Here is a 16,321-nt window from a genome sequence, read left to right as displayed (position 1 = left end):
CAATTTAGAACTGATGCAACCAATCACGTTTATTGTGAAAGTCTGCATTAGGGCTACTGTGCTGCATGGCATAGTATTGCGCACCCTCGGGGGTTTGTAATACTGCGGTTAAACCTAGATATAGGTCTTCCCATTTAAGTTTGTACTTCAGCATGAATTCTGTCAGATCTAGACTGACATTTAAGCCATAGTGCGTCCGTTTTAACTGATTCAGTTCAATATCGTAAGCAGCTTGTGGCGGCATGTCTTCTGGATAGCGATATTCTTCAAACTGGTATGCCTGCCAAGCTTGTGAAGGGGAGAGGTTGATTTCACGATAGAAGTCTTCATCACGAACACCAATGAAAACTTCAAGACAGGTCTGCTCCCATAGATAATCAGCTCTAGGATGGGCAGATACCATTTCTGGCCATTGAATCAATTGGTTCGGATCACGAATCCAAAAACCCACATTTAATGTATATGGGCTTTGTTGTTCGATCGCACCAACGAGGGAGATAGCCTGAAAACGACGATCAAATGCGCTGAGTTCGAAACTTGCCATGCGATAACTTAGTTAGATAAGTGAGCGAAACGAACAAGATTTGATAATTTTGCATTTTGCTTTGGCGCTTTTTTGTAAAGCAATGCAATTTTACCAATAGTTTGAACAACTTCTGATTCAGAAACTGATGCGATTTCAGTAATCATTGCAGCGCGTGCTTCACGGTCTTCTGCAACGACTTTTACTTTGATCAGTTCATGGTCGTTTAACGCACGGTTTAATTCTTCAACAACGCTTTCAGATAAACCTTTATCACCTACCATAACCACTGGGTTAAGCGTGTGACCAATTTGACGTAAGCGTTTACGTTCTTGAATAGATAAAGCCGCCATAAATATAACCTAATTTTAAAAACGACCTAGTATAGCAAAATCAAAGTTGAAGCGCTTTAAATAATCAGCATTTTATCGATGACTATTATTGAAAAAAACACCGATTTAGCATGTTTTTAGATACAGATGTATACTGCAAAAGGGTGTAATTTCACGTACAATAAAGAATGAGAAGTTTTTTTTATTTAGAGAGTTATGGCTACACGCATTACCAACCAAAAATTATCCAAAAGCAGTCGTGATTGGATGCGCGAGCATCTTGACGATCCCTTTGTGAAAAAAGCGCAAAAGGAAGGATATCGTGCGCGTGCCGCTTATAAACTACTCGAAATGCAGGAAAAGTATAAAATTATTAAGCCTGGTATGACAGTTGTCGACTTAGGTGCTGCCCCTGGGAGTTGGTCCCAGATAGCAGGTAAGCTAGTTGGCGACAAAGGTCTCGTGATTGCTTCTGATATTTTACCTATGGATGCTTTACCGGATGTAACCTTCCTGCAAGGTGACTTTCGTGAACAAGAAGTATTCGATAAATTGTTAAATATTTTAGATGGACGTCAAGTAGACGTTGTAATTTCAGATATGGCCCCCAATACATCAGGTAATAAGGCTGTAGATCAACCGCGTCAAATTTATCTTTGTGAATTAGCAATTGACTTTGCACAGAAGGTTCTAGGACCCAAAGGGCAGTTTGTTGTGAAAGTGTTCCAAGGCATTGGATTTGACGAATACCGTAAGCAAGTTGTTGATACATTTGATGTGTTAAAAACAGCGAAACCCGCGGCATCTCGTGCTCGTTCAAAAGAAGTGTTTTTGATTGGGCAAGGGCGTAAGAAGCTAATCAAGTAAAGTTTACTTGCCAAGGCGTTAAAAATTGTGCATTTTGTACGTTTTTAAATTATTGCGAAGCTACTCTGCAGCGTAAATATTAGAGTCACCCACTTGGGTGGGAATGATCGAATTAGATAGAAATGGGAATAAAGCTTTGAGCGATCTTTTTAAGAATGCCGTGTTGTGGCTGGTTATCCTAGGCGTGCTGGTGCTAATCTTCAGCAACGTCAGTGACCGCAATCAACCGACCGCGATGAACTATTCTGAGTTCGTGGCAGCCGTAAATGCGGGTCAGATTAAACAAGTCACCATTGATGGCGAAAGAATTCGTGGCGAAAAATCAAACGGTTCAGAGTTTGAAAGTATCCGTCCTGCGGTTCAAGATCCTGAACTAATGCCGAACCTTATCAAAAACAATGTTGTTGTTGAAGGTACAGCGCCACAGCGTCAAAGTATTTTGATGCAACTTCTGATTGCAAGTTTCCCTGTTCTTTTAATCATTCTGTTATTCATGTTCTTTATGCGCAACATGGGTGGTGGAGCTGGTGGTAAGAACGGCCCAATGAGCTTTGGTAAGTCAAAAGCAAAAATGCTTTCTGAAGATCAAATTAAAGTGACATTTACTGATGTTGCAGGCTGTGATGAAGCGAAGCAAGAAGTTGTAGAAATTGTCGACTTCTTAAAAGATCCATCTAAGTTTAAGCGTTTAGGTGCAAGCATTCCGAAAGGCGTGTTGATGGTTGGTCCTCCAGGTACAGGTAAAACTTTACTAGCGAAAGCAATTGCTGGTGAAGCGAAAGTACCGTTCTTTAGTATTTCGGGTTCTGACTTTGTTGAAATGTTCGTGGGTGTGGGTGCGTCCCGTGTCCGTGATATGTTCGAACAAGCGAAACGCCATGCGCCATGTATCATTTTCATCGATGAGATTGATGCAGTCGGTCGTCATCGTGGTTCGGGTACTGGCGGTGGTAATGACGAACGCGAACAGACATTGAACCAAATGTTGGTTGAAATGGATGGTTTTGAGGGTAACGAAGGTATTATCGTTATTGCTGCAACCAACCGTGCTGACGTACTAGATAAAGCATTACTTCGTCCAGGTCGTTTTGACCGTCAAGTGATGGTGTCTTTACCAGACATTAAAGGTCGTGAGCAAATTCTGAATGTACATTTGAAAAAATTACCTTCAGTGACTGGTGTAGACGTGAAAGTTTTGGCACGTGGTACACCGGGCTTCTCAGGTGCACAATTGGCTAACCTTGTGAACGAAGCTGCGTTGTTTGCTGCACGTCGTAACAAGAATACCGTCGATATGCATGACTTTGAAGATGCTAAAGACAAACTGTACATGGGCCCTGAACGCAAATCTATGGTGATTCGTGAAGAAGAGCGTCGTGCAACAGCTTACCATGAAGCAGGCCATGCGATTGTTGCTGAAATCTTGCCGGGTACTGACCCAGTGCATAAAGTAACAATTATGCCGCGTGGTTGGGCATTGGGTGTGACTTGGCAGTTGCCTGAACACGACCAAACTAGCCATTACAAAGACAAAATGTTGAATGAACTCTCAATCTTGTTCGGTGGTCGTATTGCTGAAGAAGTGTTCATTAACCAAATGTCGACAGGTGCTTCGAATGACTTTGAACGTGCAACCAAAATGGCACGAGCTATGGTCACTAAGTACGGTATGTCAGACAAAATGGGTGTGATGGTTTACGAGGATGACTCACAGCAATCATTTATGGGTGGTTTGGGAAGTCGTACGATTTCTGAAGCAACTCAACTCGAGGTTGATCGTGAAGTTCGCCGCATTTTAGATGAACAATATCGTGTAGCACGTGACATTCTTGAAAATAACAAGGATATTGCGCATGCCATGGTGAAAGCATTACTTGAATGGGAAACCATTGATCGTGATCAAATCCGTGACATTATGGAAGGTCGTGAACCACAACCACCGAAAGTGTACATCGCTGAGAATCCAGTGATTGATGTAACACCTACAGATGGTCCAGAAGTTCCGCCACCATTGCCATCTTTACCTAAGGTTTAAGATGTATAAAACCACCTTCGGGTGGTTTTTTTATGCCTTTAACTACTGCATGAAGTGCATTTGCAGGCAATGATGTGTGGTTAAGGGTAAAATAACACAGTGTAATGCTGCATGATGTTTAGGATAAATTGATATGAAATTAGTAACACTGCCAAATCAAATTTTAACGTGTGGGAATTTACAATTAGATTTATCTAAACCGCACGTTATGGGCATCCTAAACGTCACACCTGATTCATTTAGCGATGGTGGGCATCATAATGCTAAAGAGCAAGCCATCGCACATGCGATTCAAATGATTGAAGATGGCGCGACAGTCATTGATGTTGGGGGAGAGTCAACTCGCCCAGGTGCTTCAGTGGTTGAAGTGGAAGAAGAAATCCGCCGAGTCGTACCAGTTGTTGAAGCATTAGCGAAATTGAATGTTGTGATTTCAATAGATACTTCACAACCTGAGGTCATCAAAGCAGCGGTAAAAGCCGGTGCTCATATTTGGAATGATGTGAGAGCACTGACTAAGCCACAAGCACTTGAAACAGCAGCAGCATTGAATTTACCCGTCATTATCATGCATATGCGTGGTGAGCCGACGACCATGAATAATCTCGATCAGTATGATGACGTGACAAAAGATGTGATGAATGAACTTAAGCAGCGAATTGATGATGCTTTAGCTGCAGGGGTGAAATCACACAATATTATGATTGATCCAGGCTTTGGCTTCGCTAAAAATGCACAACAAAATTTACAGCTATTACAAAATTTACATCAGCTTATGACAATGGGCTATCCAATGCTCTCCGCGCTCTCACGTAAGCGTTTTATTGGTGAAGCTTTAGGTGGGGCAGATGCACAGCATCGCGCTGTAGGTTCGGTTGCAGGGCATCTGATAAGTATTCAACAGGGAGCGAGTATGGTGCGTGCACATGATGTAAAAGCCACAGTTGAGGCTATTAAAGTTTGGCAGGCCATGCAGTCGGCTTAAATTATTGGGTGTTTTAGATTAACAAGATGATGTGATGCAATTTGAATGTTTACGTGATTGGTAATTTCTAAATTTGACGGTTTTTTTCGATGCTATTTGGCTTAATTGTAGCGTTTGTGTTATACAGGCGAGCTTAAATATTTAGTTTAGAGTTTTGGTATGTTTGCAGATTTACTGCTGCCTATGTTTGATGATGAATATTATCCAGATGTATTGGTGGCGGAAGTAAAATTATTGGTCGACCAATTTGCGAAGAAGGTGTCGAAAACTGATTTATCTGCAACTGATATCTACCATTTTGCAAATGAAACTGTAGCGCAATTAAACAAGATGAAGCCACAATTTGAAGATTTGGATTCATCATTGGATGATACTGCCGCAGATTATATTGCTGAAGCCATGATGATGGTTTTGCAAGATGCAGATTATATGGATATTGAAATGGAAGAGTTAGTTGCCAATCGCGAATGGTAAAGTCTGTACTAAAAAGCCCCGCCTTTAACGGGGCTTTTTAGTGGGATTTATTAAGACAATACTATGAGTCTAAATATTCGCGAATTGATTTAAAACGAATCTGTTGGCAAAGTTTTTGTTCTTGTTGCATTGCCTGTATATGCAGTTGGTAAAAATAGTCCTGTATATCTTGATTTTCTCCTTTTCGAATTCTTTTAGATTCTTTGTATGCCCAATACGCAAGTTGTCTCAGCTTTTGTAACTTTATGCGATCTATAGCGCTACAATCAGATTTAAAAAAGGGCTCAGATAGCACCAACCCAAACGTACTCAAGCTAATACAGCTGAAGCAAAAAATATTAATGAAATCTGAGTGAAAGTAGTTAAAGTTAAATCCAAGTAAAAGCATTGTTATCAGTAATAAATAAAGTTGCACTTGCAAGACATGGATCTGGCATTTTGCACTATAGGTTGCCTGAAAATGCGCATATGCCACATATATAAAAATAAAAGGCACTACACAGAGTAGACCTATATTAAATAGCGCTGTATTGGTTGTAACATTAATGAATGTTTGGGCAAAATGACCCATTAATTGAATGCAGAAAATAAAAAAAACAAAAAATAGAAGGCAAGAAAGAAAAACAGGTACTGATGGGCTTAAGCCTACAATTTTGTTATGACTAAAGAGGAGGCGTTGAAAAAATGCTTTAGGATGCTTGAGTTGTAACGAGGGAAGATCGAATTTAGATGATTCAGGCATGGAACAAATTTTATAAGAATAATTTAGGCATAAAAAAACCAGCATAATGCTGGATCTTTTATTGCACCATTTTAAGAAGTATTAAAATGGTGCCCGAGGCCAGACTCGAACTGGCACGCTTTGTGGGCGGGGGATTTTAAATCCCCTGTGTCTACCGATTTCACCACTCGGGCATGTGCGCAATAATAGAGGACAGATTTAAACTTGGCAAGCGTATTTAGTTGTATTTGTTTTAATTTCAATCAATTCATGTGCATATGTCGAAAAAATACTATTTTTTTGAAAATACCTACCTTATTTCTCATTTTATGATGCCTGTACATGCGCAAAATGAGTTGGTTTTTATTTCATTAATTCATCTAAGTAATTTTCCACATTTTTGTGCTTAAGCTTTTTGCATAGTTGGTTTTCATGATGCAGCATTTGAATGTGCAAAGTCTGAAATTTAGTAAACTCTTCTTTAAGCTGAATTTGTTTAGTACCAGATGCTGTACATAATTTTAATTTAAATTGAGCTTTAAGCATTTGTTTGTAAGACCAATAACAAATACGGCGAGTCTCTTGTAATACATAGTATTGTTCGCTGCTACTTTCACCTTTAAATAGGTTTTCCTTATAAAAGCGAACAAAACCAAAGCTGATTGCAAAAAAGAAAAGCACAGATTGCACAAACTGGCTTTGTAAAAATGCGATATTTAACAGTTGCAGCAAAATCACTACGGCAAGCTTAAACGGCGTATTTTTTAGGCTTTTATATAGCGATATTGAACTGTGTTTGATCTGCTTAATGACAACCGGTACGGCCAACATAAAAAACAGCATAATGCTCAGCACAGCAATACTATTTGAGCGAAAGTCACTCATACTCGGAAAATAATACTGAATGGCCTGATGAATACTCATGCTCAATGAAACAAAGATCATGGCTGCAATGATCCAAGGTAAGAGCTCCTTAAGCTCATCTAAAATCCCTTGGGTTTTTAACATACTATAAAGCAGGTAATTTCGTTTAAAGGCAGCGGGGTATTGCAGTTTCAGTTGTTGGAGAAAAAGAACAGCCTGTTTATTCTGAGTCATGTGGTGACATTGGTATTAAAGCGTGAAACTAATATAGATGATTTCTTTAAAAATGGCATAAAAAAATAAAAAATAGTGTTGTATATCTGATCATTAAACAGCAAACGAATAATTCTATAATTGAATAAGCAGTTTTAAATACACTTTTATGCGAAAATATAAACCGAATTATTTTTTATTTGAAAAGGCAGTTTATGACTGATCAATCTCCTGCAACACTGAGTGATATCGAAATTTTAGACATTCTTCAGTCTATGAAATCTGATGAATTAAATACTGAAGCAAATGTTGTCATTCGTAATGGTGGTAAAGCAGGTCGTCAGGAAGCGCATAAACAAGCATTGGTCTGTCTAAATGCTGCTTTTGAGACAAAATTTGTTGAAGCTGTGACTTTAGCTTTAAATCTAAATGAAGCACAAAGTAAAAAAATTCGTTATAAAAAAGACCGTATCCGCATTTTAAAAGTACGTGGTATTGATTATTTAGATATCGACGGTGCTGAGACTGCACAAGTGCTGTCACAAGTAGCGCAAGCGATTACACGTGAAGATGCGACAGTCACTCATGATTTGCACAATATTTTCCCATTTTGGAAAGAAGGCTGGCCAATGGTGCAGTTTGACAATGTCTACAAAATTTTAGAAGAAGATATTGCCATCCATTACCAAGCAGTAATAGATGCTTTAATTAGTAAGCATTAATCAAAAAAGCGCCAGTTGGCGCTTTTTTATTGGAAAAAATTGGGTTAATTGAGTGTGGAGTAAAATGGGAACATTCCAAAGACAAGTGCGGCAAGTAGCATTACCATACAAGTAATTACAGCCCAAATAATCGCGAATTTTTGATGTTGTCCAAATTCAATACCAGCAAACCCACAGAGTAAATAGGTCGATGGTACTAATGGTGAAAGTAAGTGCACAGGCTGGCCGACAATAGAAGCGCGAGCCATTTCAACGGGTTCAATACCATAATGAGCAGCAGCTTCTGAAAGAATAGGTAAGACGCCAAAATAAAAAGCATCATTTGACATGAAAAAGGTCAAAGGCATACTGATCACTGCCGTGATTGGTGCTAAGTAAGGTCCCATACTGGCTGGAATAATCGCAACTAATTCTTTAGACATGGCATCTACCATACCCGTACCAGCTAAAATGCCTGTAAAAATACCTGCTGCAAAAATAATCCCGACGACGTTCAATGCACTACCGGCATGATGAGCAATCAGACTCTTTTGCATGTCGATACTGCGATAATTCACAACAAGTGCAATACATAGCGCCACCATGAATAAAATTGGCATAGGTAGAATACCGAGTACTAAGCCGACCATTAATAACAGCGTGAGTAGTGCATTAAACCAGCGTAAATGCGCACGGTTGGCTTCAGGATTTTCAGAAATTTGAATGCTATCGCCATGGCTGACATCTAGCTGAATAATGCCTAAGCGTTTACGTTCCATACGACCGTACATGAAACCTAAGAAATAGAGCCACGCAATTGCAAAGAGCATGGGCAAAACTATGGGAACAAATACATCACTAGGATCAACATGTAAGGCACTGGCAGCACGGGCAGTTGGGCCGCCCCAAGGTGTAAGGTTCATAATGCCGCTAGAAAGCATAATGAGACAGGCCATAATTAAAGGGCTCATGCCCAAACGTTTATACAGCGGTAACATCGCTGCAACGCAGATCATATAAGTTGTAGAGCCATCGCCATCGAGTGAAACAATCAGAGTGAGCGTAATCGTGCCAAGGACGACTTTAAGCGGATCGCCTTTAACTAAGCGTAAAATAAATTTAACAGATGGATCGAATAGTCCAGTATCGATCATGATGGCAAAATATAAAATCGCGAACAAAAGCATAATGCCTGTAGGTGCTAATTTTTTTACACCTTCAATCATCATTTCGCCGATTTGGTTTATTTGTATATGTGCCAAACTTTCAAAATAATAACCAAGTAACCATGCAATTAGAGCAAATAGTAATGGGATTAAGGTGAGCGCAACAAGTGGGCTCATTTTTCTGGACATGATTAGATACATAAAGCACATAATCATGCCTAGACCAAGCATGGTTCATTCCTTTGAATTTTATATTGCGAGCATGTAAAGAGTGACAGAGCATAGCGGGTATAAAAAAAGGACAAAACAAAGCCAATAAAATGTGAAATTGGTCACTATTTAGCTAAAAAATGTTTTTTAAAAATGAAATACTTAGTAACACCTGCAAAATGACTTTTTAATTATCTACTTTATAAAATCTGCATGATTTTACATTTTGCTACATTGCTGGGGGTGATCATTGATGTTTATGGGCTTAATTTGATGCCCAAAGTGCCAACAATATGCGAATCGGCCAACTAAAAAAACGATACCAAAATATGAGTGGATTATAGAAGAACAATCCAAAAGTCATCGTATCGGTATAACCTTGGCGACCTCGTTCATGCGGATAGGGCGTCAAAAACCAAGTTAAAATAATCAGAGCAACACCAATAATGAGAAATAAAGCTTGCTGAGTGTTGCTAAAAAAGTAATAAACCAAGTAAGCACCTGTATAGAAACTTAGACAAGTGAGTAAGGCGCGTAGTGATATTCCCATCTTTTGATCCAATTATTATAATTATTAGATGATAAAAAGAAGAATCAGATCAATCTGATTCTTCTTCAGGAATGGTGTCGTTTAGTGTCTCTTGAAGACGCGTAACCAAGAGCTGATCAATTTTAAAATGATCAACATCAACCACTTCAAATTTGTAGCCATTAAAACTCACAAAGTCTGCTGGTCGTGGAATTTTACGTAGTTTGTACATCATAAAACCTGCGAGAGTTTCATAGTTCTCTTCATCAGGCATTTCATCTAAACCCAGTGCGTGTTTCAGGTCTTCAATCGGCGTGCTGCCATCAATTAACCATGAATTAGCATCACGTTTAATAATTTGTTGCTCTGCTTCAATTGGAGTGACCCAGTCACCCATTACCGTAATCATAATGTCTGAAAGTGTGATTACACCAACGACAAGGGCATATTCGTTGATGACCACAGCAAATTTTTCTTTGGTTGAGCGAAAGCGGTCAAGCAATTCAGACAAAGTGAGTGTGTCGGGAATGGTTAAAACATTTCGAATGGTATTTTCATTGAGTTGAAGTAAAGATTGATTGTTAAGGATACGAACCAAAATATCTTTCGAGTCGACATATCCAATTACGTCATCAATGTTTTCACTACATACTAAAAATTTAGAATAAGGAAATTCAGCAAGCTTTTGGCGAATACTGGCTTCAGACTCTTTTAAAGTAAAGTAAACCACATTTTCACGTGTGGTCATACTAGATGGAACATTACGTTCCTCAAGTTCAAATACGTTCTCAATGAAGTGGTGCTCTTGCTTTTGTAAAACACCCGCTTGTGCACCAGCATCCATGACAGCGGAAATGTCATCAAAAGTAATGTTGTCATCACGTGTGGTGTTGACTTTAAATAAACGGAAGAGCAAGTTCGCAATGGCGTTAATAACCCAAGCCATAGGCTTACAAACTTTAATAAAAATTTGAATCGGGTCAATCACCGACACTGCAATTTTTTCAGGTGCAATCATTGCCAAGCGTTTTGGCATCAGATCAGCAAATAGAATAAATAGAGAAGTAACTAAGGTGAATGAAAGGGTAAAGCCAATGGTTTCAGCCCAAGGGCCTTGATAGAAGCGATTCACTAAAGCAAGGAAGTATGGACGAAAAGCACCTTCACCTAAAATACCACCAAGAATTGCTACAGCATTTAAGCCAATTTGCGAGGCTGCAAAGAAATCTGCGGAGTTGGCTTGTAGGTCTAAAACGCGCTGTGCGCGTGCATCACCTGACTCGGCAAGAATCTTAAGCTTGACTTTACGCGCACCGGCTAAGGCAATTTCTGTAAGGGATAGAAATCCAGCTCCAATGATCAGGAGAATAATAATGACAATATTTTGGAAAAGGCTCACGAATACACCTGTTTGTGATTCATTCTATTTTTCTGTATTTCTAACACAAAAATGGGTTGGGTAGTAGTCTTAACTACTACCCGTATATTGACAGTATACGCTTGAAAAAATAAGGATTTAAAGAATTACTTATTGATATTGAGAAAACTGAGAGTTATTCATCAAATATTCACGGTTTTCTTCTTCGATCATCTGACGTGCAACATAAAGAATCAGTTGGCGTAACCAACGGTGTGCAGGATGATGGTGTAGAAGTGGGCACCATGCCATTTTCAATTCAAATTCTGGAATATAAAAAGGAGGATCTTTTAGCAGTAGGTTTTGACTTTTTGCTTGTAGACGAGCAATACGTGAAGGCAGTGTTGCAACCAAGTCGACATTAGAAGCCAGAAGCCCAGGCATTTGGTAATGACGAGTAAAAACTGAAATTTTACGTTTTTGCCCGATACGTTCTAAAGCTTGATCAATCCAACCGAGGCCGGCTTGTTTTTCTGGGTTGACACCAAAGCCAACGCCCATACCCGTTTTAGACACCCAAATATGCTGTGCATCTAAATAGCTTTTTAAATTCAAATTATTTGCAGCAGGGTGTTTAGCATTGAGAAGACAAGAAAAACTATCACGCCAAACCAAAACCTGATGAAAACTTTGCGGAATCTCGTTAAAACGGTTAATGGCAAGATCAACTTTGCCTTGCTCCATATCACGATAAGACACATCACTTGGTGTTAAGAAATCCAGCACAACATTCGGTGCTTCAGAACGTAAAGCTTTAACGAGGCGAGGAACCAGTGTTGCTTCGGCATAGTCCGAAGTCATAATACGGAAGACACGATTTGAGGTATAAGGACGGAACTCGGTACGGGGTTCCAAAATCATCGAAAGGTCAGACAATGCATCACGAATACGCGGTTGGAGTTCGAGAGCACGTTCTGTTGGAGTCATACCTTCAGAAGAGCGAATCAGTAGAGGATCATTAAATAAATTGCGCAGACGACGTAAAATGTTACTCATCGCTGGTTGAGTCACACCTAATTGCTCAGCCGCACGGGTTACATTTTTTTCACGAAGAAGTACATCAAGATATATTAATAGATTGAGGTCGACCCGCTCCAGATTCATAAAATAAATACCGACAATAAAATTAAGAAATTTTTCTGATTATGCCATAACTCCTAAGGCTTGTGTAGAAATTGGATGAAAAAATCGCGTGTACTTTTGTGCATGAATATCAATATTTAAAAGTCATTTAATGTCAAAAAAACGCGAAAAAAGAGTTCAAACACTTTTATTAGCAAAGCACAAATTTTTGCGGATAAAAAGGGGTTCTGACAAAAAAGTAAAAGCGTGTACGCAATAAGTTGGATTTAATATTTAGTGTGAATATTAATGTGAAAAATAAGATTATTTTAAAAAATATAAATGCAACGAGTAAGGGAAAAATATAAAAAAATGGCGTAAAAAATGCTGTATTTTCAGAATAAAAAGCCTCGGTCGACTTAAGTCTAATGAATAAAAATCCAACAGTTTGTCTAATAAAGATCCATTTAATTTTTAAAAAATATCAAAAATTTGAAATAAGAAACAAATACTTATTGTGATTGGTTATTTATTATAATACGACTTTAATCTACATATTTTTTAAATAAATACTGAAAATTAACCCAGAATATTGGATTAATTTTTTTAGTCACTCTAATCTGTGTCTATCGCAACGAAATGTTCTAAATCTGAACAATCATTAGAGGGTATGATTTTAGCGTTCGTTGAAGAAAAATCCTAATATTATTACAGGAACATATCATGACTACATACCAAACAGCGATTGATGCAATCCGCGAATTAAAAGCAAAATTCGGCAATACTTGGGCAGACATCAGTCCTGAAGATGCTGCACGTATGCAAATGCAAAACCGTTTCAAAACTGGTTTAGACATTGCTAAATACACAGCTGCGATTATGCGTCGTGATATGGCAGCATATGATGCTGACTCAAGCAAATACACTCAATCATTAGGTTGCTGGCACGGTTTCATCGCACAACAAAAAATGATTGCGAACAAAAAATATTTCGGTACAACTGAACGTCGCTATATCTACCTTTCAGGTTGGATGGTTGCAGCGCTTCGTTCAGAATTCGGTCCACTTCCTGACCAATCAATGCACGAAAAAACTTCTGTTCCTGCATTGATCGAAGAAATCTACACTTTCTTACGTCAAGCTGACGCGAAAGAATTAAACGACTTGTTCCGTGCCCTTAAAAAAGCACAAGAAGCGGGCGACACTGCTAAAGCAGCTGAAATCACTTCACAAATCGACAACTTCCAAACTCACGTTGTGCCAATTATTGCGGACATCGACGCTGGTTTCGGTAACGAAGAAGCGACTTACCTTCTTGCTAAGAAAATGATCGAAGCGGGTGCTTGTGCACTACAAATCGAAAACCAGGTTTCTGACGCGAAACAATGTGGTCACCAAGCTGGTAAAGTAACAGTTCCACACGAAGACTTCATCGCGAAAATCCACGCTCTTCGCTATGCATTCCTAGAAATGGGTCTTGATGACGGTATCATCGTTGCACGTACTGACTCTGAAGGCGCTGACTTGACTCAAAAAATCCCAGTGGTTAAAGAGCCAGGCGACATCGCTTCTCAATACATCAGCTACTTAGACACAACTGAAATCGACATTTCAGAAGCTCAAGAAGACGAAATCCTGATCAAGCGTGATGGTAAACTTCACCGTCCTAAACGTCTTGCTTCTGGTCTATACCAGTTCCGTGAAGGCACTCAAATCGACCGCGTTGTACTTGACTGTGTAACTAGCCTACAAAACGGTGCTGACCTTCTTTGGATCGAAACTGCGACTCCAAACGTTGAAGAAATTGCTCACATGGTTAACCGTGTTAAAGAAACAGTTCCAAATGCTAAGCTTGTTTACAATAACTCGCCTTCATTCAACTGGACTTTAAACTTCCGTCAACAAGCATATGACCGTTGGGTTGCTGAAGGTAAAGATGTTTCTGCTTACGACCGCGCTAAACTAATGAGTGCTGAGTACGATGCAACTGAATTAGCTGCTGATGCTGACGAAAAAGTACGTACATTCCAAGCTGATGCTTCTCGTGAAGCGGGTGTATTCCATCACTTGATCACACTTCCGACTTACCACACAGCTGCTCTTTCTACTCACGAGCTTGCTCAAGGTTACTTCGGCGACCAAGGTATGCTTGCTTATGTAGCTGGCGTTCAACGTAAAGAAATCCGCGGTACGATCTCTTGTGTTAAACACCAAGCAATGGCTGGTTCTGATATCGGTGATGATCACAAAGAAATCTTCTCTGGTGACAACGCTCTTAAAGCGCACGATGATGCTAAAAACACAATGAACCAATTCGCTGCTCACTAAGCACTGAACTGATTCGAAAAAAGCCCAGCGAAAGCTGGGTTTTTTTATGGCTTTAAAATCGTCTTAAATCCATTTATTGAAGCGCATCGATATAACAAAGCAGGGTATAACCCTGCAAATAGAGTGAGACAGCTTTTATTTAAGGCAACAGGATAATTAACCAAGTAAAAAAGATAATTGCTAAAGCGACGAATTGAGCAGCACTTCCCATATCTTTGGCAATTTTAGAAAGTGGATGCTTGTCTAAAGATACGCGGTCGACAACGGCTTCAATGGCAGAGTTAAATAACTCAACAATCAAGGCAAATAAACACACCACCACCATAAGGGCATGTTCAACACGACTCACATCGAGAAAACAACTGGTGGGAATAAGTATAATATTCATCCAGACAATTTGTCGAAATGCAGCTTCATTTTGATAAGCAGCTTTGAATCCGTCGAGGGAATATTGCGTTGCATTTAAAATTCGTTTAAGTCCAGATTTACCTTTAAACGGGGAAATTTCACTCATAGCACTGTACAGACGTATAGATTTAAAAACTGGCGAAAATATAGCACGCCAAGCTTAAAGTTTTCTTGCATTCAGCTTTTATTTTATTGGGCTTAAAAGTTTAGGGCGATCCACATAAGCCTGTATCAAGTTAGTACTATGTTTATTCTGTATTAGACTTAAAATCTGCCTGAATTTCAGGCACAATATAGGCGTTTAAATTTTTTAATTTTGAAGCCTTTGCTTCATTGCATGAAATAATAAAAGTGATATAGGTCAACAATGAAAAACTTTAGTTTTGCTGTGCTTGCAGCAACACTTTTAACCAGTCAGTTTGTCAGTGCAGAGCCGACAGTTAGTCAAACGGAAATCAGATCAAATGTGACACAGCCCATGGGATTTTATCCTTTCCAAGTGGGCGCATATAAAGTCATTGCTTTAAAAGATGGGACACTCGAATTAAGTCCTGATTTGTTTAAACAAAATTTAACTCCAGAAGAAGTCAGTGCTTTATTCCAAAAGCTTGCGGTTGATCAGAGTAAAGGCATACAAACCAGTGTCAATGCCTATCTGCTTGATGATGGACAAGGTGGTATCAGTCTTGTCGATAGTGGTGCAGCAAGTTGTTTTGGTCCGAACTTAGGTTCTATTGCACAAAATATTGAAGCTGCCGGCTATAAGCTTAATCGTGTACGAAGTGTATTCTTAACTCATTTACATCCTGATCATGTATGTGGTATTGCGAAACAAGGTAAGGCCGTGTTTCCGAATGCAACGATCTACGTCAATGAACAAGAAAGTCAGTATTGGTTAAGTGAAAGCACCGTCAACACTTTAGCTGCGGAAAAACGTGACGGTTATTTAGCAACCGTTGCGAAAATTAAAGCTGCGATTGCGCCTTATCAAACCATGCGGAGTTTTAAGACTTTTAGTGTTGGTTCTGTGATTAATGGATTAGAAGTACTACCGAGTGTGGGACATACACCGGGGCATTATTCTTTTATCTTAAAATCGCAAGCTAAAAGTTTTGCCATACTCGGCGATGTGGTTCATTCCTATCATTTACAGTTTGAACAACCCAAGTTATCAGTCGATTTTGATGTCGATCCGGTTAAAGCCAGTGAAACACGTTTAGCAGTTTTTAAACGTTTCGCTCAAGAGCAAACCGTTGTTGCATTTGCACATTTACCATTTCCGGGTATTGGTAAAATAAGTGAAATCAATGATGGTCAGTTCCGTTGGAACCCGCTAAATTTAGCTCCGACAGCTCCGACAGCTCCGACAGCTCCGACAGCTCCGACAGCTCCGACAGCTCCGACAGCTCCGACAGCTCCGACAGCTCCGACAGCTCCGACAGCTCCGACAGCTCCGACAGCTCCGACAGCTCCGACAGCTCCGACA

The 16,321-nt window shown here is 39.5% G+C and carries 15 protein-coding genes, 1 tRNA gene and 2 pseudogenes; 8 read left to right on the top strand and 10 right to left on the bottom strand.

What is annotated here, in order from left to right; all coding sequences use genetic code 11:
• Nucleotides 1-4: 4 nt before the first annotated feature.
• Entirely contained in the window at nt 5-544 is a 540-nt protein-coding gene (locus FTT84_RS09130; RefSeq protein ID WP_067764221.1) for a DOMON-like domain-containing protein, read from the bottom strand.
• Nucleotides 545-552: 8 nt separating this feature from the next.
• Nucleotides 553-876, bottom strand: coding sequence for a ribosome assembly RNA-binding protein YhbY (gene yhbY, locus FTT84_RS09125; protein WP_067764212.1), 324 nt, complete (start codon nt 874-876; stop codon nt 553-555).
• A gap of 195 nt (nt 877-1,071) precedes the next feature.
• Here yhbY and rlmE point away from each other — a divergent pair, with 195 nt between their 5' ends.
• The 4 genes from rlmE (at nt 1,072) to FTT84_RS09105 (ending at nt 5,216) form a co-directional block, all read left to right on the top strand.
• Nucleotides 1,072-1,722, top strand: a complete 651-nt coding sequence (gene rlmE, locus FTT84_RS09120; RefSeq protein ID WP_067764210.1) for a 23S rRNA (uridine(2552)-2'-O)-methyltransferase RlmE — start codon at nt 1,072-1,074, stop codon at nt 1,720-1,722.
• A gap of 136 nt (nt 1,723-1,858) precedes the next feature.
• The gene (gene ftsH / locus FTT84_RS09115) at nt 1,859-3,757 is read left to right on the top strand and encodes an ATP-dependent zinc metalloprotease FtsH (RefSeq protein ID WP_067764989.1); all 1,899 of its coding nucleotides are present in this window, start codon (nt 1,859-1,861) and stop codon (nt 3,755-3,757) included.
• Between the two features lie 133 nt (nt 3,758-3,890).
• Nucleotides 3,891-4,742, top strand: a complete 852-nt coding sequence (gene folP, locus FTT84_RS09110; protein ID WP_180080992.1) for a dihydropteroate synthase — start codon at nt 3,891-3,893, stop codon at nt 4,740-4,742.
• A gap of 159 nt (nt 4,743-4,901) precedes the next feature.
• Nucleotides 4,902-5,216 (top strand): DUF5713 family protein, encoded by a 315-nt coding sequence (locus tag FTT84_RS09105; RefSeq protein ID WP_067764205.1) that lies wholly within the window; start codon nt 4,902-4,904, stop codon nt 5,214-5,216.
• 61 nt (nt 5,217-5,277) lie between these two features.
• Here the strand turns inward: FTT84_RS09105 and FTT84_RS09100 are convergent, their stop codons facing one another.
• From FTT84_RS09100 to FTT84_RS09090, 3 genes are all read right to left on the bottom strand, one after another.
• Nucleotides 5,278-5,958, bottom strand: coding sequence for a hypothetical protein (locus tag FTT84_RS09100; RefSeq protein ID WP_067764202.1), 681 nt, complete (start codon nt 5,956-5,958; stop codon nt 5,278-5,280).
• An 87-nt stretch (nt 5,959-6,045) separates the two neighbouring features.
• A tRNA-Leu gene (locus FTT84_RS09095) sits at nt 6,046-6,131 on the bottom strand.
• Nucleotides 6,132-6,300: 169 nt separating this feature from the next.
• Nucleotides 6,301-7,035 carry a hypothetical protein gene (locus FTT84_RS09090; protein WP_180058366.1) on the bottom strand — a complete coding sequence of 245 codons (735 nt, stop codon included), beginning with the start codon at nt 7,033-7,035 and terminating at the stop codon, nt 6,301-6,303.
• 194 nt (nt 7,036-7,229) lie between these two features.
• Between FTT84_RS09090 and FTT84_RS09085 the strand changes: the two genes are divergently transcribed.
• The gene (locus FTT84_RS09085; RefSeq protein ID WP_180080994.1) at nt 7,230-7,736 is read left to right on the top strand and encodes a hypothetical protein; all 507 of its coding nucleotides are present in this window, start codon (nt 7,230-7,232) and stop codon (nt 7,734-7,736) included.
• Nucleotides 7,737-7,780: 44 nt separating this feature from the next.
• On the opposite strand, the gene FTT84_RS09080 is transcribed toward FTT84_RS09085, so the two are convergent.
• From FTT84_RS09080 to FTT84_RS09065, 4 genes are all read right to left on the bottom strand, one after another.
• Nucleotides 7,781-9,112, bottom strand: a complete 1,332-nt coding sequence (locus FTT84_RS09080) for a CitMHS family transporter (protein ID WP_180080996.1) — start codon at nt 9,110-9,112, stop codon at nt 7,781-7,783.
• A gap of 244 nt (nt 9,113-9,356) precedes the next feature.
• A complete protein-coding gene (locus tag FTT84_RS09075; RefSeq protein ID WP_218949707.1) occupies nt 9,357-9,641 on the bottom strand; it encodes a hypothetical protein in 285 nt (94 codons plus the stop codon).
• Nucleotides 9,642-9,690: 49 nt separating this feature from the next.
• Nucleotides 9,691-11,019, bottom strand: a complete 1,329-nt coding sequence (locus FTT84_RS09070) for a hemolysin family protein (protein ID WP_067764190.1) — start codon at nt 11,017-11,019, stop codon at nt 9,691-9,693.
• Nucleotides 11,020-11,148: 129 nt separating this feature from the next.
• Entirely contained in the window at nt 11,149-12,141 is a 993-nt protein-coding gene (locus FTT84_RS09065; RefSeq protein WP_067764188.1) for a LysR family transcriptional regulator, read from the bottom strand.
• A gap of 681 nt (nt 12,142-12,822) precedes the next feature.
• Here FTT84_RS09065 and FTT84_RS09060 point away from each other — a divergent pair.
• Nucleotides 12,823-14,427, top strand: coding sequence for an isocitrate lyase (locus tag FTT84_RS09060; protein WP_180080998.1), 1,605 nt, complete (start codon nt 12,823-12,825; stop codon nt 14,425-14,427).
• 139 nt (nt 14,428-14,566) lie between these two features.
• Here the strand turns inward: FTT84_RS09060 and FTT84_RS09055 are convergent, their stop codons facing one another.
• Entirely contained in the window at nt 14,567-14,941 is a 375-nt protein-coding gene (locus FTT84_RS09055) for a diacylglycerol kinase (RefSeq protein WP_067764182.1), read from the bottom strand.
• 261 nt (nt 14,942-15,202) lie between these two features.
• On the opposite strand from FTT84_RS09055, the pseudogene FTT84_RS09050 reads away from it, so the two are divergent.
• A pseudogene (locus tag FTT84_RS09050) lies at nt 15,203-16,171 on the top strand (MBL fold metallo-hydrolase); the annotation flags it as partial.
• A gap of 12 nt (nt 16,172-16,183) precedes the next feature.
• Nucleotides 16,184-16,321: pseudogene (locus FTT84_RS18045) on the top strand (hypothetical protein); the annotation flags it as partial.

Source organism: Acinetobacter sp. YH01019 (assembly GCF_013420285.1).
GTDB classification, from domain to species: Bacteria; Pseudomonadota; Gammaproteobacteria; order Pseudomonadales; family Moraxellaceae; genus Acinetobacter; species Acinetobacter gandensis.
The sequence above is the reverse complement of the archived record's forward strand: the minus strand, read 5'-3'. Positions and strand labels throughout refer to the sequence as shown.